Here is an 18,498-nt window from a genome sequence, read left to right as displayed (position 1 = left end):
CGCGATTCATCCACAATCGGCGCCTGGCAGACGGTTTGAAGCGGTAGACCTCGGTAGCATCGAATGCATGTTCGAAGGATTGGTTGTCGAAACCAGGGAAGCCGACGACGCTTCTCTGGTCAACACGATGACCAGTGCCACGCGCGCCGAAGCCCAGAGCGCCGCCCGCCGATTGGCCGCCGTCGCCGAACTCACTCATCGCCGCTGCGTCGACTACGAAGACCGCGATCTGTGGGCGTGCGACGGCTGGGATGCTGCGGCGTGCGAGATCGGCGCCGCCCTGACCATCAATCGGTGGCAGGCCGCCGGCCAGATGCAACTGGCCCTGGCGCTGCGCGACCGACTCCCGCACGTCGGCGCACTGTTGGCCCGTGGGGATCTGTCACTCGCGTTGGTCACCCTGATCTGCTGGCACACCGAGCTCGTGCAAGACCCCGCAACGCTCGCCCTCATCGACACCGCGATGGCCGGCTCCGCCCGCGAATGGGGACCGCTGTCGAAAGCCGACACCATCCGGCAGATCGACAGCTGGATCGAGAAGTTCGACCCTGCCGCAGTCCGCCGTACCCGCAACACCGTCCGCGGCCGCGACGTCGAGTTCGGCAAGCCCGGCGACCCAGCCGGCGTCACGTCCGTCTGGGCCCTACTGCTGGCCACCGACGCCGAACTACTCAAACGCACCCTCACCGCCATGGCTCACGAGGTCTGCGACGACGACCCGCGCCCCCTCGGCCAGCGGCGTGCCGACGCGCTGGGCGTCCTGGCCGCCCGCGGCGACCGCCTGCCCTGCCACTGCGCCAATCCCGACTGCCCTGCCGCCGGCGCCGATCCCCGCGCCGCTGCGGTCATCATTCATGTGCTGGCTGAGGTCGAGCCGCAACCGGTGAGCGATCCGCTGCTCGACATCCCCGACGCGGCACCGCCGGTCACTCCGGACACCCCGGTCGCGGAGGCACTGGCAACCCGGCCGGGACCTGAGCCCGTCGTCGACCAGACTGCCATCGGATTCCTCGCCGGCGGACCCGTCATCCCTGCCGTTCTGCTGGCCGACCTCGCCGCCCGCGGTGCCACACTGAAAACTGTTACCCCACCGCAGGTTCCGGCCGACGGACAACCGCACTACCGACCGTCGACCACACTCGACAACTACGTCCGGATGCGGGACATGACGTGCATGCACCCCGGCTGCGACCGCCCTGCTGTTGACTCCGACCTCGACCACACCATCCCGTGGCCTGCCGGCGCGACCCATCCAGGCAACCTCACCCCCAAGTGCCGCAAGCACCACCTGGTCAAGACCTTCTACAACGGTGCCACCGGATGGCACACCCGCCAAAAGCCCGACGGCACCATCATCTGGACCGCGCCCACCGGACACACTTACACCACGGTGCCCGGCAGCCGAATCCTGTTCCCCGACAGACACTTCCCGACCCCGACGCCACCACCATCAGCTGCGGCAACCACGAGCGACCATCCCGGCCGCGACCTCATGATGCCCACCCGTCGCCGCACCCGCACCGACGACCGCACCCGGCGCACCCGTCGTGAACGCGCCCTCAATTGGGCCGACCTGCTGGAGCCGGAATCGACGCCCGAAGCCAAACTCCAACTCGCCGAACGACTCATCGACGGCGACAGCTCGCCACCGTTCTGATCGCGTCTGATCGCGCTGGAGCTCAGTGTTCCGGAACGTTGCGCTCGATCTCGTCGAGCCAGATGCGTGCCGACATGTCCGACGGCGCCCGCCAGTCGCCGCGCGGGGACAACGCTCCGCCCGCGGACACCTTCGGGCCGTTCGGCAGCGCCGACCGTTTGAACTGGCTGAACGAGTAGAACCGCTGGACGAAGACTCTCAGCCAGTGCCGGATATCGGCCAGCGAGTATGCCACCCGCTCGTCGGCCGGGAAGCCGGCGGGCCAGTCACCGGCCGCGGCGTCCCGCCAGGCATGCCACGACAGGAACGCGATCTTCGATGGCCGGAAGCCGTACCGCAGCACCTGGTACAGCGAAAAGTCCTGCAGCGCATACGGTCCCACCTTGGCCTGGCTGCTCTGGACGTCGGCGCCGGGCACCAGTTCCGGGGTGATCTCGGTGTCCAGCACCGACTGCAACACGTCGTTGACGTCGTCGCCGAACTGTCCAGAGGAGATCACCCACCGGATCAGGTGCTGGATCAGGGTTTTCGGCACCCCGCCGTTGACGTTGTAGTGCGACATCTGGTCGCCGACACCATAGGTGGACCAGCCCAGGCCGAGCTCGGACAGGTCACCGGTCCCGAGGACGATGCCGCCGCGCTGGTTGGCCAGCCGGAACAGGAAGTCGGTGCGCAGCCCGGCCTGCACGTTCTCGAACGTCACGTCGTACACGGCCTCGCCGCGGGCGAAGGGATGCCCCATCTCGGCAAGCATCAGCCGCGCGGTGTCCCGAATATCCAACTCGGAGAACGTGACTCCGAGTGCCTTGGCCAGCGCGGTGGCGTTGCTCTTGGTGTGGTCGCCGGTCGCGAAGCCCGGCATGGTGAAGGCCAGGATGTCGCTGCGCGGCCGGCCCTCCCGGTCCATGGCCCGGGCCGCGACGATCAGGGCGTGCGTGGAATCCAGCCCGCCGGACACGCCGATCACCACGGTCGGGAAGTTCAGCGCCCGCAGACGCTGCTCCAGACCCGACACCTGGATGTTGTAGGCCTCGTAGCAATCCTGTTGCAGGCGCTGCGGATCCGACGGCACGAACGGGAACCGCTCGATCTCGCGGAGCAGGCCGATGTCGCCCGCCGGCGCCGAAAGCGTGAATTCGATGCGCCGGAACCCCGAGGTCCGGTCGGCGAAGTGGCGCCGGTTGTCGTCGAACGTGCCCATCCGCAGCCGTTCGGCGGCCAGCAGCTCGGTGTCGACGTCGGCGACCGACCGTCGTTCGCCGCGCGGGAAACGCTCGGATTCGGCCAGCAGCACACCGTTTTCGTAGATCATGGTCTGCCCGTCCCAGGCCAGGTCCGTCGTCGACTCGCCCTCCCCCGCCGCCGCATAGACATACGCCGCCAGGCACCGCGACGACGCCGAACGGGCCAGCAGTTTGCGGTCGTCGGCCCGGCCGATGGTGATCGGGCTGCCCGACAGGTTGGCCAGGACCGTCGCACCGGCCAGCGCGGCCGTCGCGCTCGGCGGCACCGGCACCCACATGTCTTCGCAGATCTCCACGTGCAGAACGAAGTTCGGCAGGTCGGCGGCAGCGAACAGCAGGTCGGGGCCGAACGGAACGTCGACACCGCCGAGCCGGATGGTGCCCTCGACATCGTCACCGGCCGCCACCTGGCGCGCCTCGTAGAACTCGCGGTAGGTCGGCAGGTACGACTTCGGCACCACGCCGAGGATCGACCCGCGGTGGATCACCACGGCGGTGTTGTAGATCCGATGCCGGTGCCGCAGCGGCGCACCGACCACCAGAACCGGCAACAGCTCGACCGACGCCTCGACGATCGAGGCCAGCGCCTCGGTCACCGACTCCAGCAGCGCGTCCGACAACAGGATGTCCTCGATCGAGTACCCCGACAGCGTCAGCTCGGGAAACACCGCCAGCGCCGCGTTGTCGTCATGGCAGTCCCGGGCCAGGCGCAGCACCGAGGCAGCGTTGGCCGCCGGGTCCGCGAGCGCAGTGTGGTGCGTGCACGCGGCCACCCGGACGAATCCGTGCCGGTAGGCGGAGTAGAAGTCCACGCCACGATTGTCGCACCGTCACGTCGCGTAACAGGGCAGACGGCCTACCCTCGATGACGTGCAGGCTCCTGAACTGGTCAATCTGCTGGCCGACCGGCGTATCGCCGTGCTGACCGGCGCCGGCATCTCCACCGATTCGGGCATCCCGGACTACCGCGGGCCGGACTCGCCGCCGAGCAATCCGATGACGATCCAGCAGTTTCTGTCCGGTCCGGCCTTCCGGCAGCGGTACTGGGCCCGCAACCACATCGGCTGGCTGCACATGGCCGCTCGCCGGCCCAACGCCGGCCACCGCGCCGTGGCCGCGCTGGAACGCGCGGGCCTGGTCACGGGCGTCATCACCCAGAACGTCGACCTGCTGCACACCAAGGCGGGTTCGCAGACCGTGGTGAACCTGCACGGCACCTACGCGCAGGTCATCTGCCTGAGCTGCGGGCACACCATGACGCGCGCGGAGTTGGCCGACGAACTGGAACGGCTCAATCCCGGTTTCACCGAACGGGCCGAGGTCGGCAGTATCGGCGTGGCACCCGACGCCGACGCGATCGTCGAGGACACCGCCACGTTCCGGTACCTGGACTGTCCGCGCTGCGGCGGCATCCTCAAACCGGACATCGTGTACTTCGGCGACAGCGTCCCGAAAGACCGGGTGCAGCACGCCTACGCCCTGGTCGACGAGGCCGACGCGCTGCTGGTCGCGGGCTCGTCACTGACGGTGTACTCGGGCTACCGCTTCGTCCGGCACGCGGCCGCCGCCGGCAAGGCCGTCGCGATCATCAACCGCGGCATCACCCGCGGCGACGACTTGGCCACCGTCAAGATCGACAGCGGCTGTTCGGAAATCCTCGCCCTGCTGGCCAGTGAATTGCCGGCTCAGAACCTCTCCGGGTGCCAGTAGACGTCCTCCGGCGTACCGGACAGCGCGTTGTCCACGGCCTGCCGGCCCTGCAGGTAGCCGTAGTCCTGGTTGGACGACTCGTAGCGCCACCCGCCGAACCGGCCCCGGCTGTAGAAGCCGTGTGCGCGTAGCCGCGCGTCGACCGTCCGCACGATGTCGTCACGTCCCAGCGTCGGCACCGGATAGCCCATGTGGACTTCCTGCACGAAGCGGCTGACCACATACTCCGACTCGGCGCCCAGCGCCCGCAACGACTCCTCGGTCCGCCGCACCGCCTCGTCGCCGGTCAGCGACTGCCCCGGCAGCAGCGGCACCTCACACAGCACGTTCCAGCGTCCGTCGCCGGCATTGGCCGGGTCGTAGTTGTTCAGCATCGTGGCCCGGTACCACGGCACCCCGAGATCCGGGCAGTACAGCCAGGTCTTGTCGGCCAGCGCCTCCGGCGCCGGACCGCGGTAGCCCAGGCCGACCGCGTAGATACGACTGGCGCACAGCGTGTTTCGCCGGGCCGTCCCCTCAGCACCGGCGCCACCGAGCCAGCCCCAGGCCGTGGTCAGTGGCGCAGAGCTGACGCAGTGCTCGTACGAGACGGTCGAGCCGTCGTCCAGCGTGGCGCGCCGCCGGGAAACGTCGATGTCGACGACGCGGGTGTTCAGCCGCACCGTCCCGGGTGCCAGCATCCGGTCGTGCACTCCCTGCCACAGCGCGCCGGTGCCGCCGATCGGATACGGAAAACTGCCCGCGGGTCCGGTCGCCGAGCCGGCCAAGCCGAGGCGTGGCACGTTCGGCGCGGCACTGCCGCTGCGCAGCGACGTCCATTCATGGTCGATCTGCTCGAGCGGGGCCGTCCACATCTTGTAGTTGTAGGGCCCGAAAAACTCGTCATAAAGTTTGCCACCGAAATTGTTCCGGTAATAGTCGGCGAGGTTGTACAGCGGTGCGTCCGGGTACAGGTCGGTGGGCATCTCGCTGAGTTGCTGCTGGATGGGCGTGGGCACCAAGGCCTGCGGCCCGCTGCCGTCCAGCCACACCCAGCCGTTCCGAGCGACGTCGTTCATCTTGACCCCGGAACCCTCGACCGCCCGGTCGAACTCCGCGAAGTGGCTGTGCAGCACGTGGCCGCCAAGATCCCAGGTGAAACCATGTGCGTCGCGGACCGACGCCGCCATACCCCCGACTTGATCGCCCGCGTCCACCACCAGGTGGTCGATGCCGAGTTCGGTCAGCCGGACGGCAGCGCCGAGCCCGGTCGGACCGGCTCCGACGATGAGAAATGTCGGCACAGGGTCAGAAATCGACGACCAGTCGGGCCGGCTCGAAACCCTCGGCGAACGTCCGGCGGCACAGGAAGCCGTAGTGCTCAGCGGAACTACGCACCCAGGAGGCACTGACCTTTTCGCTGGCCTCGGCCTGCGAGACGTGCGACATCAGGGCTTCGATCTTCTTGTCCAGCGAGTCGGAGATGTCGACGAACGCCGTCGGATTGAAGCCGATGGCCGACGGTCCGCCGTACGTCATGATCGAAGAAACCCACCGCGCCGCACCGAGGGTGCAGCGGGAAACCACCCGGTGGTCCTGGTGGCTGTCATTGGCCGTATGGGTGTAAACGATTGTGGCAGCAGACTTTTCGATCGCATCCTCGATGAGGTGCACCAACTCGAATTCCTGCAGCGAGACCCGGCAGTCACCGAAACCCTGGCCCCACAGCAGCTCGTGGACGCCCAGCACCTCCACCGCGCGGAGTTGCTCACGCACCCGCTCCTGGGAGTCGCCCGGTCCCTCTTCGCCACGGGTCACCACCAACATGGTGACTCGGTCGCCGGCAGCTACATGCTTTGCCAGCGCGCCGCCGCAGCCCAGTTCGATGTCATCGGGATGCGCGCCGACCGCCAGCACCGACTGTCTCGCCATCGCCCCCTCAATTCTGTTTGCTGCGCAGGTGTCGAAGGCAGCATAACCCTAATTTAATAGGTAGGCCTTATCCAGCGGGCAAAACGTTTGATCGAGGCGTGGATTCTATCCAAATACACACAAAGTCGACGTCAAATTGCGACCAGGTCGTCCGCGTGCACCGCAGGTCGGCGCAGCTCCACGGGCAATTCGGGCGTGGACCGGCCGATGATGCCCGCGAGTTCGGAGTCGTCGTAGGCCACGACGCCGCGGGCCACGGCGTTGCCATCAGGGCCGTGCAGCTCGACGACGTCGCCGCCGTGGAAGCGGCCCGAGACCGCGGTGATGCCGGCGGGCAGCAAGGATTTTCTTTGCCGGACGACGGCCCGCACCGCACCGGCGTCCAGGATCAGCGTCCCCGTCGTCTCCGCCGCGTAGCGCACCCAGAACCGTCGCGCCGACATGCGCTCGGGGCGCGCGGCGAAGACCGTACCCACCGAGGCGTCGGTCAGCGCGGCGGCGGCGTCACCGGCCGCGGCCAACAGGACCGGCACACCGGCATCGGCGGCCAGCAGTGCCGACGACAGTTTGGACGCCATCCCGCCCGTCCCCAGCCGGCTGCCGCCGGTCGCGGACACGCCATCGAGGTCACCCGATGCGGCGACCTCGGGGATGAAGCGGGCGTCGCCCTTGCGCGGGTCGGAGTCGTACAAGCCGTCGATGTCGCTGAGCAGGACCAGGGCGTCGGCACCGACCAGCTGCGCCACCAGGGCCGACAGCCGGTCGTTGTCGCCGAACCGGATCTCGTTGGTCGCGACCGTGTCGTTCTCGTTGACGATGGCCACCGCGTGCAGCGCCCGCAGCCGGTCCAGCGTGCGCTGGGCGTTGTTGTGCTGCGCCCGCTGGGCGATGTCGTGCGCCGTCAGCAGCACCTGACCGACGGTGCGGTCATACCGGCCGAACGCCGCGCTCCACGCGTTGACCAGGGCCACCTGCCCCACGCTGGCCGCGGCCTGCTTGGTGGCCAGATCCGTCGGGCGCTTGGTCAGGCCGAGCGGCTCGATGCCGGCGGCGATGGCACCCGAGGACACGATCACGACGTCCGAGCCGGCCTTCATCCGCTTCTCGATGGCATCGACGAGCGTGGCCAGCCGGCCCGCGTCGAACATGCCGTTGGGCGCGGTGAGCGCAGTGGTCCCGATCTTGACGACGACGCTGCGCGCGGTCCGCACGGCTTCCCGGTGCGCCGAGACTGCCGCGGAATTGGCTGTCACACTCAGTCCTCTGGGTCCTCGAGGTCCTCCGCCGAGCGACGACGCTCCTTGCGGGCCGCCTTGCGTTCGGCGGCGCCGATCCGGTCCGTCTGCTCCAGGCGGATGTCGGTGCCACGACCGGACAGCAGGGTGTCGACACCGGCGAGCGTCTGCGGCTCCCAGTCGAATGTGACGTCGCCGATGGTGACGGCGCAGCCGGCACGAGCGCCCTTCTTCAGCAGCGCGTCCTCGACGCCCAGGCGAGCCAGTCGGTCGCCGAGGTAACCGACTGCCTCGTCGTTGTCGAAAGCCGTTTGCGCGATCCAGCGTTCGGGCCGCGTGCCGCGCACGATGAAGCCGCCGAAGCCGTCCGATTCGACGGTGAAGCCGCTCTCGTTGACGGCCACCGGCCGGATGACCGGCCGCCTCGGCGCCACCACGGGCTGTGCGGCCCGGTACGCCGCGACCATGTCCCACAGAGCGAAGATCAACGGGCGCAAGCCATCCCGGCTGACCGTGGAGATCTCGTAGACGGGCCAGCCGTACTTTGCGGCGACCTCGTCCTTGACGAAATCGGCCAGTTCGCGAGCGTCGGGCACGTCGATCTTGTTGAGCACCACCGCACGGGGTCGCTCGGCCAGGTCGCCGAGCGTCGAATCCCCTTGCAGCGTCGGCGTATAAGCGGCCAGCTCGGCCTCGAGCGCGTCGATGTCGGAGATCGGGTCACGGCCAGGCTCCAGCGTCGCGCAGTCCACCACGTGGACCAGCACCGCGCAGCGTTCGATGTGCCGCAGGAAGTCCAGTCCCAGGCCGCGGCCGTCGGCTGCACCCGGGATCAGGCCGGGAACGTCAGCGACGGTAAATGTGTGGTCACCGGCGGACACCACACCCAGATTCGGCGCCAAAGTGGTAAACGGATAGTCGGCGATCTTGGGCTTGGCCGCCGAAATGGTTGATACCAGCGACGATTTGCCGGCCGACGGGAACCCGACCAGGCCGACATCGGCGACCGTTTTGAGTTCGAGGGTGAGGTCGCAGGTCTGGCCCTTCTCCCCCAGCAACGCGAAACCGGGCGCCTTACGGGCCCGCGAGGCCAGTGCGGCGTTTCCCAGCCCGCCGCGGCCACCGGCGGCGGCCTCGAAGCGGGTGCCGTCGCCGACCAGGTCGGCCAGCATGCGGCCATGCTCATCGAGCACGACGGTGCCGTCGGGCACCCGCACCTCGAGATCCGCGCCTGCGGCACCTTCCCGGTTGCTACCGGCGCCGGGTTTACCGGACGGGGCATCGACATGCGGGCGGAAGTGGAAGTCCAGCAGGGTGTGCACCTGCGGGTCGACGACCAGGACGATGCTGCCGCCCTTACCGCCGTTACCGCCGTCCGGCCCACCGAGCGGCTTGAACTTCTCTCGGTGTACCGATGCACAGCCATTGCCGCCGTTGCCGGCGCGCGCGTGGATCACCACACGGTCAACAAACCGGGGTGCCATCTGTCGTCCTCTCCATCACAAAAAGAAAAGCTGCCACGAGGCGAAACCTCGTGGCAGCTTCACACCTCGTGAAAAAAGGTTAGACCTCTGCCGGGACGATGTTGACCGTCTTGCGGCCGCGCTTGGTGCCGAACAGCACCGAGCCGGCAGCCGTCGCGAACAGGGTGTCGTCGCCACCGCGACCGACGTTCACGCCCGGGTGGAAGTGGGTGCCGCGCTGGCGGACGAGGATCTCGCCGGCCTTGACGACCTGGCCGCCGAAGCGCTTGACGCCGAGCCGCTGGGCGGCTGAGTCGCGACCGTTACGAGAGCTGGAAGCGCCCTTTTTATGTGCCATGTCTGTTCGCTCCCTCTTACTTGATGCCGGTGACCTTGACGACCGTCAGCTGCTGACGGTGGCCCTGGCGCTTGTGGTAGCCGGTCTTGTTCTTGAACTTGTGGATGCGGATCTTCGGGCCCTTGGTGTGCTCGAGCACCTCACCGGTGACAGCGACCTTGGCCAGGGCGTCGGCACCAGTGGTGACCTTCGCACCCTCGACCACGAGAGCGACCGGCAGCGACACCGAAGCGCCCTGCTCGACGTCGAGCTTCTCGATCTTGACCACGTCACCGACGGCAACCTTGTACTGCTTGCCACCAGTCTTGACGATTGCGTACGTGGCGTTATCGGCTGCCATCGTTGGTGTTCCTCTGTTCTTCGTTGCGTCTACTGCGGGGCGCGCGCCACCCGAAGGTTGCGAACGCGGGTCTTAGGTTGGAGTGGCGCGGGGCATCCCCCGGCAGCTCCATGCCGCCGGTGTCAGCCAGGCGACAACTGGTCAAGGGTACGTGACCAGTTAATCGAGGGTCAAACCGCGTGGACCCTCACGGCATCAGTCATCGACACCTCCGACCGGTGGACCGGCGGGACGGGCCGCGGCGCGGCGCCGCTGACGGACGACGGGAGCCCGGGTGACGACCGATCGAGCAGGCTGATCAGCCTCTTCCTCGTCGTCCTCGTCCTCGTCATCGTCTTCGTCGTCATCTTCGTCGTCCGAGTCGTCGTCTTCGTCGTCGTCCTCGTCGTCCGAGTCCTGGTCGTCCTCGTCGAGGTCCAGATCGTCGTCTTCGTCGTCTTCGTCGTCGCTGTCCTCGAAGTCCTCGTCGAGCTCGACTTCGAGTTCGTCCTCATCCGAGTCCTCGTCGTCCTCGGCCTCGTCCTCGGCCTCGTCGGAGTCGTCATCGTCAGCCTCGTCGGCGTCCAGGTCGTCATCGGCCTGGTCCAGTTCGGTCAGCGCCTCGGCAGACTCGACGGCATCGCCCTCGGCTGCTTCGTCGGCGATGTCCTCGGTGAGGTCTTCGTCGTCGACGTCGTCCTCGTGCTTGCCGTTCGCGGCCGCCATGGCCTTGAACATCGGGTGCTCACCCTGTGGATGCGGCGGCACCTTGACGACCTGCGGCTCTTCCTCGGGGCGCGGGGCGGCCTTCTTGGCGCGCTTGCTGCGGCGGCCACCGCCACCAGCGCCGGCACCACCGGCCGCCTCGGTCTTGCGGCCATTGGGCGACGCGGTGTCCACCGGGTCGACGTGCAGCATGATGCCGCGGCCGGCGCAGTGCGTACAGGTGGTGGAGAACGCCTCGATCAGACCGGTGCCGAGGCGCTTGCGCGTCAGCTGCACGAGACCGAGCGAAGTCACCTCGGACACCTGGTGCCGGGTCCGGTCTCGCGCCAATGCCTCGGTCAGGCGGCGCAGCACGAGGTCACGGTTGGATTCGAGCACCATGTCGATGAAGTCGATCACCACGATGCCGCCGATATCGCGCAACCGGAGCTGGCGCACCGTCTCCTCGGCCGCCTCCAGGTTGTTGCGGGTGACCGTCTGCTCCAGGTTTCCGCCCGAACCGGTGAACTTGCCGGTGTTGACGTCGATGACCGTCATGGCTTCGGTGCGGTCGATCACCAGGGTGCCGCCCGAGGGCAGCCACACCTTCCGGTCCATGGCCTTGGCCAGCTGCTCGTCGATGCGGTACACCGAGAACACGTCGGGGCCGGTGGCACCGCCCGCCGGCTCGTACTGCGACATGCGCGAAAGCAGTTCCGGTGCAACGGAATTGACATAGGTGCTGATGGTGTTCCAGGCCTCGTCGCCCGACACCACGAGCTTCGTGAAGTCCTCGTTGAACAGGTCGCGGATCACCTTGACCAGCACGTCAGGCTCTTCGTAGAGCGCCACGGCGGCACCGGCGGCCTTGGCCTTGGTCTGGGTGGCGGTCGTCTCGATCTCGGTCCAGCGTTCCTGCAACCGATTGACGTCCGAGCGGATGTCCTCTTCCTTCACGCCCTCGGACGCGGTGCGGATGATCACACCGGCGTCGGCAGGCACGACCTCCTTGAGGATCTCCTTGAGGCGCTGACGCTCGGTGTCGGGCAGCTTGCGGCTGATCCCGGTCGACGACGCGCCCGGCACGTACACCAGGTAGCGCCCGGCCAGCGAAATCTGCGTGGTCAGACGGGCGCCCTTGTGCCCGACCGGGTCCTTGCTGACCTGGACGACGACGTAGTCGCCGGGCTTGAGCGCCTGCTCGATCTTGCGGTTGTTGCCACCGAGGCCGGCAGCCTCCCAGTTGACCTCACCGGCGTAGAGCACACCGTTGCGGCCGCGGCCGATGTCGACGAACGCCGCTTCCATCGACGGCAGCACGTTCTGCACGATGCCGAGGTAGATGTTGCCGACCAAGCTGGCCGATGCGGCGGACGTCACGAAATGCTCGACCACGACGCCGTCTTCCAGCACGGCGATCTGGGTGTACCGGGCACCCTCGTGCGGCGGTTCGCTGCGGATCTTGTCGCGCACCACCATCACGCGCTCGACGGCTTCGCGGCGAGCCAGGAACTCGGCCTCGCTCAGGATCGGCGGACGGCGGCGGCCCGCGTCGCGGCCGTCACGACGGCGCTGACGCTTGGCCTCCAGCCGGGTGGACCCGGTGATGCCCTGGATTTCGTTGTTGTCCGACTTGGTGCGCGGGGCGCGCTCGTGGACGACGGTGTTGGGCGGATCGTCCGGCGAACCGGCCTCGCCATCGCCATCGTCACCACCGGCACCGCCGGACTTGCGGCGGCGGCGACGACGTCGACGGCGGCTGGCACCGTCGGACGCGTTCGCGTCGTCGTCACCGGAGTCGTCGTCGGCCTCGCCGTCGGTGTCCTCATCGCCTTCAGCTGAGGCGTCCTGCGCGTCGCCTTCGGCGTCCGCGTCGGTCGCGTCGTCGCTGCTCTGTTCGCCCCTGCCACGGCCACGGCCACGGCGACCACGACGACGGCGCCGGTTGGCGGGCCGCTCGCCGTCTTCATCGGTGCCGTCCTCGCCACCGTCGTCGGCACCGTCGGCCACGTCATCGGCGTTGTCGTCGTCGGCGTCGGCGAAGTCGTCGGGCTCGGGAGCCGGCGGCCGGAAGGTCACGGGCTGCGGGGCCACGAACAGCGGCAGGTAGTCGGCGGGCTCGGCAGCGGGCGCCGGGACCGTCTCCAGCAGCAGCCGGGACTCGGGCTCGCTGGCGTCGGATTCCACGTCGGCGGCTTCGGCCTCCGCCTCACGGGCGATCTCGACGGCTGCTTCGGCGACGTCGACGGCTTCGACGGCGACTTCGGCGGGCACCTCATCGTTGGCTGCGACCGGCACCTCGGCGGTGGGCGCCGCGGTCTCCGTGGCGTCGCCACTGAGACCGAGCAGGTCGCGGACGCGCTCGGCCTCCGCGCGGGTCACCGTGGACGCGGGGTTGCGGGGCCTACCGTCGACGCTGGCCAGCGTCTCGGTGATCTTCTTGCTGGTGGTCCCGATGATTCGGGCCAGCGAGAAAATCCGCAGGCGCTCTGGGAGCTCTATCGGCTCCGCTGCGCTGCTGGCATCTTCGGATGGGGCATCAAGTCGGGCATCGTCGGCCACGTATTCTCCTCAAGCCCCCGGGCGCGTCGTGCGACGCGGCCACGCGAGGGCTTCTTGTATTGGCTCGGGGAACTTCTCCCGAGATTGTTGTGGTCTCGCACCTAGCGGCCCACAGGGGAGCCCTCGGTGCCTGGCTGAATGATGGCTGGACGGTCGGCGCCGCACCTGGATTTCTCCGAGTGGTCGCGTCGTCTAAGTCTTCATCCGGGCGTCCGCTCCTGGTATGAAGCAGGTCACCCGATGCCAGTATCCCACATCGTCGGCCAATCTCCGACGAGGTGCCGCCGGTAGCTCAGCTACCGGCGGCCCACAGTGTCAGTTACCGGGGAACCACAGAGCGATTTCGCGGGCCGCGGACTCCGGGGAATCCGAGCCGTGCACCAGGTTGTCCTGGGTGACCAGGGCCAGGTCACCACGGATGGTGCCGGTCGCGGCCTTCTCCACCGGGTCGGTGCCGCCGGCGATCTGCCGGAATGCGGCGACGGCTCGCGGGCCCTCGACGATGGCAGCCACAACCGGGCCGGAGGTGATGAATTCCAGCAGGTCGCCGAAGAAGGGCTTGCCCTCGTGCTCGGCGTAGTGCTTGGTCGCCAGCTCCACGCTGACGGTCTTCAGCTCGAGAGCAGCGAAGGTCAGGCCCTTGCGCTCGATCCGGCTGATGATTTCGCCGATCAGGTTGCGCTGCACGCCGTCGGGCTTGATCAATACAAGGGTCTGCTCAGTCACGGCGGACAGCGTACCGGCCAGTAACTGAATCTTGCGATTCGGGCGGGGCTCACTGCTGGCCGGGCAGCAGTCCCCTGTCCTGGCGGCGCTTGACCTCGGACCGCAGATACCAGATCAACAACCAGACCAGCAGGAAGATGATGCCGACGATGCCGATGGTGACGTCGATGAACGCGCCGAGGATCAGCACGAACTGGATCCCGATGTTGACCGGCAGCGCCCACGACCGGCCCTGCATCCCCGACAGCAGGCCCAGCACGATCGCCATGCCGATGAGATAGCCGCTGCTGACCGGCGTCAGGCCGCCGTGGAACACCGACACGACCGGCAGCGCCAGCAGCACCACGATGACTTCCAGAATCAGGGTGCCGGCCATCACGCCGCGGAAGCTCTTCCAGGGATCAGGCTGACTCGATTCGCGATCCGCTCCGCTGCTCGGTGCCGTCATGCCGGATCCTTTCCGAACAGGGTGCGGGCCGCTCCGGCCGTCACGACCGAACCGGTGATCACCATGCCCGCGCCGGAGAAGCCGTCGGACGAGCCGTCGTTGCCCGACTCCTCCACCAACGCCGTCGCCGCCTCGATGGCGTCGGGCAGCGTCGCCGCGGTGACGACCCGCTCCGGGCCGAAGCGCTCTTCTGCCAACGCGGCCAAGGATTCGATATCCATGGCCCGCGGCGAGCCGTTGTGGGTCACGACCAGCAGGTCGAACGCCGGCTCGAGGGCGGTCAGGATGCCGTCGACGTCCTTGTCTGCCATGACCGAGATGACGCCGACCAGGAACCGGAACTCGAACTCCGTGTCCAGCGCGTCTGCGAGGGCGGCGGCACCGGCCGGGTTGTGCGCGGCATCGATGAATACCGTTGGGGCACTGCGCATCCGCTCCAGGCGACCAGGATTGGTCACCGAGGCGAAACCGGCCCGGACGGTGTCGATGTCGAGTTGACGGTCGGCACCGGCGCCGAAGAACGCCTCCACCGCTGCCAGCGCCAGGACGGCGTTGTGCGCCTGATGCTCGCCATGCAGCGGCAGGAAGATGTCGGTGTAGACGCCACCGAGGCCCTGCAGTTCCAGCACCTGCCCGCCGACGGCGACCTGACGGCCACGGACGGTGAACTCGGAGTCCTCGCGTGCCACCGCGGCGTCGGCCGTAACCGCCTGCGCCATCAGCACTTCCATGGCCTCGGCAGGCTGGCGGGCGATCACCGCGACAGTGCTGAGGTCGGTGCCGGTGGGCACCAGGTCGGGCTCCTGGCGGGCGATGATGCCCGCCTTCTCCCCCGCGATGGCGGCGATGGTATCGCCGAGAAAATCGGTGTGGTCCAAGCCGATCGGGGTGATGACAGCGACCGGGGCGGCGACGACGTTGGTGGCATCCCACCGTCCGCCCAGCCCGGTTTCGACGACCGCGACGTCCACCGGGGCGTCGGCGAACGCGGCGAACGCCATGGCGGTGAGCACCTCGAACTTGCTCATCTTGGGGCCCGGCTCGCCCAGCTCGCCGGCTTCCGACTGCCGGTCGACGATCTCGACGAACGGCTCGATCTCGGTGTAGGTGGCGACGTATTGCGCTGGGCTGATGGGCTTTCCGTCGATCGCGATGCGCTCGGTGGCAGCCTGCAGGTGCGGGCTGGTGGTCCGGCCCGTACGACGGCTGAACGCCGTCAGCAGCGCATCGATCATGCGGGTGACCGACGTCTTGCCGTTGGTCCCCGCCACGTGGATGCTCGGGTAGCCGCGCTGCGGCGAGCCGAGCATCTCCAGCAGCGCCTCGATACGCACGGTGCTCGGTTCGATCTTCGTTTCCGGCCACCGCTGGTCGAGCAGGTACTCGACCTGCAGCAGCTCGGCGATCTCGTCAGGCGTGGGCGCGATCATGCGGACGGCAGCCCGGCCAGGCGGGCGTTGATCCGGTCGACCTCTTCGGTCGCCAGCTGTTGCCGCGCCTTGATCTTGGCGACCACATCATCCGGGGCCTTCGCCAGGAACGCCTCGTTACCCAATTTGCCTGCGGTCTGGGCGAGTTCCTTCTGCGCGGCGGCCAGGTCCTTCTCCAGCCGGCGGCGCTCGGCGGCGACGTCGACCGTGCCCGAGGTGTCGACCTCGACCACGACGGTGCCCTTGGACAGCCGGACCTCCACTGCCGCGGAGGGGTTGAAGTCGTCAGCCGGCTCGGTCAGCCAGGCCAGGGACGTCACCGCGGCCACCTGGGCGTCCAGGTCCGCCTCGCTGATGCCCACCAGGCGGGCCGGCACCTTCTGCCGGTCGTTGAGGCCCTGGTCGCTGCGGAACCGGCGCACCTCGGTGATCAGCTTCTGCATGTCGGTGATGCGGCCGGCGGAAACCTCATCGAGCTCGACGCCCGATGCCTGCGGCCACTGCGCGATGACCACCGACTCGCCACCGGTCAGCGACTTCCACAGCGCCTCGGTGACGAACGGCATCACGGGGTGCAGCAGCTTGAGCAGCACGTCGAGGACCGCGGCCAGCACGGCCTTGGTGTGCTCGGCACGCGAACCACCTTCGAACAGTTGGGCTTTCGCGAGCTCCAGGTACCAGTCACAGAACTCGTCCCAGGCGAAGTGGTACAGCGCCTCGCAGGCTCGGCTGAACTCGTAGCGCTCGAGCGTGTTGTCGACCTCGACGCGGACCTCTTCGAGCCGGCCCAGAATCCAGCGGTCGGCATCGGTGAGTTCGGCAGCGTCCGGCAGCGCGGCCGGCGCGGCGCCGTTCATCATCGCGAAACGCGTTGCGTTGAACAGCTTGGTCGCGAAGTTGCGGGACGCGCGGGCGTGGTCCTCACCGATGGACAGGTCGCCGCCGGGGCTGGCCCCGCGGGCCAGGGTGAAGCGCAGCGCGTCTGCGCCGAACATCTCGACCCAGTCCAGCGGGTCGATGCCGTTGCCCTTGGACTTGCTCATCTTCTGCCCGAACTGATCCCGGATCAGCCCGTGCAGGAAGACGTTCTCGAACGGCACCTTGGCGCCGCCCAGGATGGGGTCGTCGGCCACGAAGGTGCCGAACATCATCATCCGCGCCACCCAGAAGAACAGGATGTCGTAGCCGGTGACCAGAACCGTTGTCGGATAGAACTTTTCGAGTTCCGGCGTCTTCTCGGGCCAGCCCATGGTGGAGAACGGCCACAGCGCCGAGGAGAACCACGTATCCAGCACGTCGGGGTCCTGCTCCCAGCCCGCCGGCGGCTCTTCGTCGGGGCCGACGCAGACGGTTTCGCCGTCCGGTCCGTGCCAGATCGGGATGCGGTGTCCCCACCACAGCTGGCGGGAGATGCACCAGTCGTGCATGTCGTCGACCCACGCGAACCAGCGCGGTTCGAGGCTGGTCGGGTGAATCACGGTGTCGCCGTTACGGACTGCGTCACCGGCGGCCTTGGCCAGCGATTCCACCTTGACCCACCACTGCATGGACAGCCGCGGCTCGATGGCCTCGCCGCTGCGCTCGGAGTGCCCGACGCTGTGCAGGTACGGCCGCTTCTCGGCGACGATCCGGCCCTCGGCGGCCAGCTTCTCGCGCACCTTGACCCGGGCTTCGAAACGGTCGATGCCGTCGAATTCGGTTCCGGTACCGGCGATAGCGCCCTTGGTGTCCATGATGGTCGGCATCGCCAGGTTGTGCCGCAGGCCGATCTCGAAGTCGTTCGGGTCGTGTGCGGGCGTGACTTTGACTGCGCCGGTGCCGAATTCGGGGTCGACGTGCTCGTCGGCCACGATGATGATGTCGCGATCCAGGAATGGGTGCGGCAGTGTGCTGCCGACCAGCGCACGGTAACGCTCGTCCTCGGGATGCACGGCGATGGCGGTGTCACCGAGCATCGTCTCGAGTCGCGTGGTGGCCACCACGATGTGGGGCTCCGCGTCATTCATCGAGCCGTACCGGAACGAGACCAGCTCGCCCTCGACGTCGTCGTACTTGACCTCGAGGTCGGAGATCGCGGTCTCCAGGACCGGCGACCAGTTCACCAGCCGCTCGGCCCGGTAGATCAGTCCGGCGTCGAACAGCCGCTTGAAGATGGTGCGGACGGCGCGCGACAGGCCCTCGTCCATGGTGAAGCGGTCCCGGCTCCAGTCGACGCCGTCGCCGAGGCGGCGCATCTGGCCGCCGATGGTGCCACCGGACTCACGCTTCCACTCCCAGACCTTCTCCACGAAGCCCTCGCGGCCGAAGTCTTCCTTGGTTTGGCCGCCCGCGGCGAGCTGCTTCTCGACCAGGGTCTGCGTCGCGATGCCGGCGTGATCCATGCCCGGCAGCCACAGCACCTCGAAGCCCTGCATCCGCTTACGCCGGGTCAACGCATCCATCAGAGTGTGGTCGAGGGCGTGACCCATGTGCAGGCTGCCCGTGACGTTGGGCGGCGGCAGCACGATCGAGTACGGCGGCTTGTCGCTGGTCGGGTCGGCGGTGAAATACCCGGCGTCGACCCAGCCCTGGTACATGTCAGCTTCTACCGCGCTCGGATCCCACGATTTGGGCAGGTCATCGGCCGCAGTCACGGTCGCGGGATCAGGTGTATCGCTGGCAGTCACCGGCCAATTCTAGGTAAGCCCGGTGGGCAGACGTAAAAGTGCCCAGAAAGTGGACTTTCTGGGC

14 protein-coding genes are annotated in these 18,498 nt (G+C 68.0%); 2 read left to right on the top strand and 12 right to left on the bottom strand.

Features of this window, described 5'->3' with window-relative positions:
* Positions 1-67 precede the first annotated feature (67 nt).
* Positions 68-1,657, top strand: coding sequence for an HNH endonuclease signature motif containing protein (locus A7G45_RS22435; RefSeq protein WP_260940355.1), 1,590 nt, complete (start codon positions 68-70; stop codon positions 1,655-1,657).
* Positions 1,658-1,679: 22 nt separating this feature from the next.
* Here the strand turns inward: A7G45_RS22435 and A7G45_RS22430 are convergent, their stop codons facing one another.
* Positions 1,680-3,713, bottom strand: coding sequence for an NAD(+) synthase (locus A7G45_RS22430; protein WP_260940354.1), 2,034 nt, complete (start codon positions 3,711-3,713; stop codon positions 1,680-1,682).
* A 58-nt stretch (positions 3,714-3,771) separates the two neighbouring features.
* Between A7G45_RS22430 and A7G45_RS22425 the strand changes: the two genes are divergently transcribed.
* A complete protein-coding gene (locus tag A7G45_RS22425) occupies positions 3,772-4,611 on the top strand; it encodes an NAD-dependent protein deacetylase (protein ID WP_260940353.1) in 840 nt (279 codons plus the stop codon).
* Here A7G45_RS22425 and A7G45_RS22420 read toward each other — a convergent pair.
* The 11 genes from A7G45_RS22420 to A7G45_RS22370 all read right to left on the bottom strand — a co-directional run bounded on the left by A7G45_RS22420 (position 4,587) and on the right by A7G45_RS22370 (position 18,434).
* On the bottom strand, positions 4,587-5,894 hold the full coding sequence (locus A7G45_RS22420) for a protoporphyrinogen/coproporphyrinogen oxidase (protein WP_260940351.1): 1,308 nt from the start codon (positions 5,892-5,894) through the stop codon (positions 4,587-4,589). The two genes, A7G45_RS22425 and A7G45_RS22420, sit on opposite strands and share 25 nt — an antisense overlap.
* 4 nt (positions 5,895-5,898) lie before the next feature.
* Positions 5,899-6,522 (bottom strand): PIG-L deacetylase family protein, encoded by a 624-nt coding sequence (locus A7G45_RS22415; RefSeq protein ID WP_043394250.1) that lies wholly within the window; start codon positions 6,520-6,522, stop codon positions 5,899-5,901.
* Between the two features lie 131 nt (positions 6,523-6,653).
* A complete protein-coding gene (gene proB, locus A7G45_RS22410) occupies positions 6,654-7,775 on the bottom strand; it encodes a glutamate 5-kinase (protein ID WP_260940349.1) in 1,122 nt (373 codons plus the stop codon).
* Between the two features lie 2 nt (positions 7,776-7,777).
* A complete protein-coding gene (gene obgE, locus A7G45_RS22405) occupies positions 7,778-9,241 on the bottom strand; it encodes a GTPase ObgE (protein ID WP_043394254.1) in 1,464 nt (487 codons plus the stop codon).
* A gap of 79 nt (positions 9,242-9,320) precedes the next feature.
* Positions 9,321-9,578 (bottom strand): 50S ribosomal protein L27, encoded by a 258-nt coding sequence (gene rpmA / locus A7G45_RS22400; RefSeq protein ID WP_043394256.1) that lies wholly within the window; start codon positions 9,576-9,578, stop codon positions 9,321-9,323.
* Positions 9,579-9,594: 16 nt separating this feature from the next.
* On the bottom strand, positions 9,595-9,918 hold the full coding sequence (gene rplU, locus A7G45_RS22395; RefSeq protein ID WP_043394258.1) for a 50S ribosomal protein L21: 324 nt from the start codon (positions 9,916-9,918) through the stop codon (positions 9,595-9,597).
* Between the two features lie 195 nt (positions 9,919-10,113).
* The gene (locus A7G45_RS22390) at positions 10,114-13,164 is read right to left on the bottom strand and encodes a ribonuclease E (protein ID WP_260940346.1); all 3,051 of its coding nucleotides are present in this window, start codon (positions 13,162-13,164) and stop codon (positions 10,114-10,116) included.
* Positions 13,165-13,479: 315 nt separating this feature from the next.
* Entirely contained in the window at positions 13,480-13,890 is a 411-nt protein-coding gene (gene ndk, locus A7G45_RS22385; protein ID WP_043394263.1) for a nucleoside-diphosphate kinase, read from the bottom strand.
* A gap of 49 nt (positions 13,891-13,939) precedes the next feature.
* Positions 13,940-14,338: a DUF4233 domain-containing protein gene (locus A7G45_RS22380; protein ID WP_260940345.1), complete on the bottom strand. Its 399-nt coding sequence runs from the start codon at positions 14,336-14,338 to the stop codon at positions 13,940-13,942.
* Positions 14,335-15,768: a bifunctional tetrahydrofolate synthase/dihydrofolate synthase gene (gene folC / locus A7G45_RS22375; RefSeq protein WP_260940344.1), complete on the bottom strand. Its 1,434-nt coding sequence runs from the start codon at positions 15,766-15,768 to the stop codon at positions 14,335-14,337. The genes A7G45_RS22380 and folC overlap by 4 nt, the downstream gene beginning before the upstream one ends.
* Positions 15,765-18,434, bottom strand: a complete 2,670-nt coding sequence (locus A7G45_RS22370; protein WP_260940343.1) for a valine--tRNA ligase — start codon at positions 18,432-18,434, stop codon at positions 15,765-15,767. The genes folC and A7G45_RS22370 overlap by 4 nt, the downstream gene beginning before the upstream one ends.
* Positions 18,435-18,498 lie beyond the last annotated feature (64 nt).

Origin of the sequence: Mycolicibacterium llatzerense, from assembly GCF_025331195.1 — a bacterium.
Lineage (GTDB): Bacteria > Actinomycetota > Actinomycetes > Mycobacteriales > Mycobacteriaceae > Mycobacterium > Mycobacterium llatzerense.
The sequence above is the reverse complement of the archived record's forward strand: the minus strand, read 5'-3'. Positions and strand labels throughout refer to the sequence as shown.

Coding starts and splice junctions, on each gene's coding strand:
- obgE (WP_043394254.1), bottom strand. CDS start 9,241: ATGGCACCCCGGTTTGTTGACCGTGTGGTGATCCACGCGCGCGCCGGC.
- rpmA (WP_043394256.1), bottom strand. CDS start 9,578: ATGGCACATAAAAAGGGCGCTTCCAGCTCTCGTAACGGTCGCGACTCA.
- A7G45_RS22415 (WP_043394250.1), bottom strand. CDS start 6,522: ATGGCGAGACAGTCGGTGCTGGCGGTCGGCGCGCATCCCGATGACATC.
- folC (WP_260940344.1), bottom strand. CDS start 15,768: ATGATCGCGCCCACGCCTGACGAGATCGCCGAGCTGCTGCAGGTCGAG.
- A7G45_RS22435 (WP_260940355.1), top strand. CDS start 68: ATGTTCGAAGGATTGGTTGTCGAAACCAGGGAAGCCGACGACGCTTCT.
- rplU (WP_043394258.1), bottom strand. CDS start 9,918: ATGGCAGCCGATAACGCCACGTACGCAATCGTCAAGACTGGTGGCAAG.
- A7G45_RS22380 (WP_260940345.1), bottom strand. CDS start 14,338: ATGACGGCACCGAGCAGCGGAGCGGATCGCGAATCGAGTCAGCCTGAT.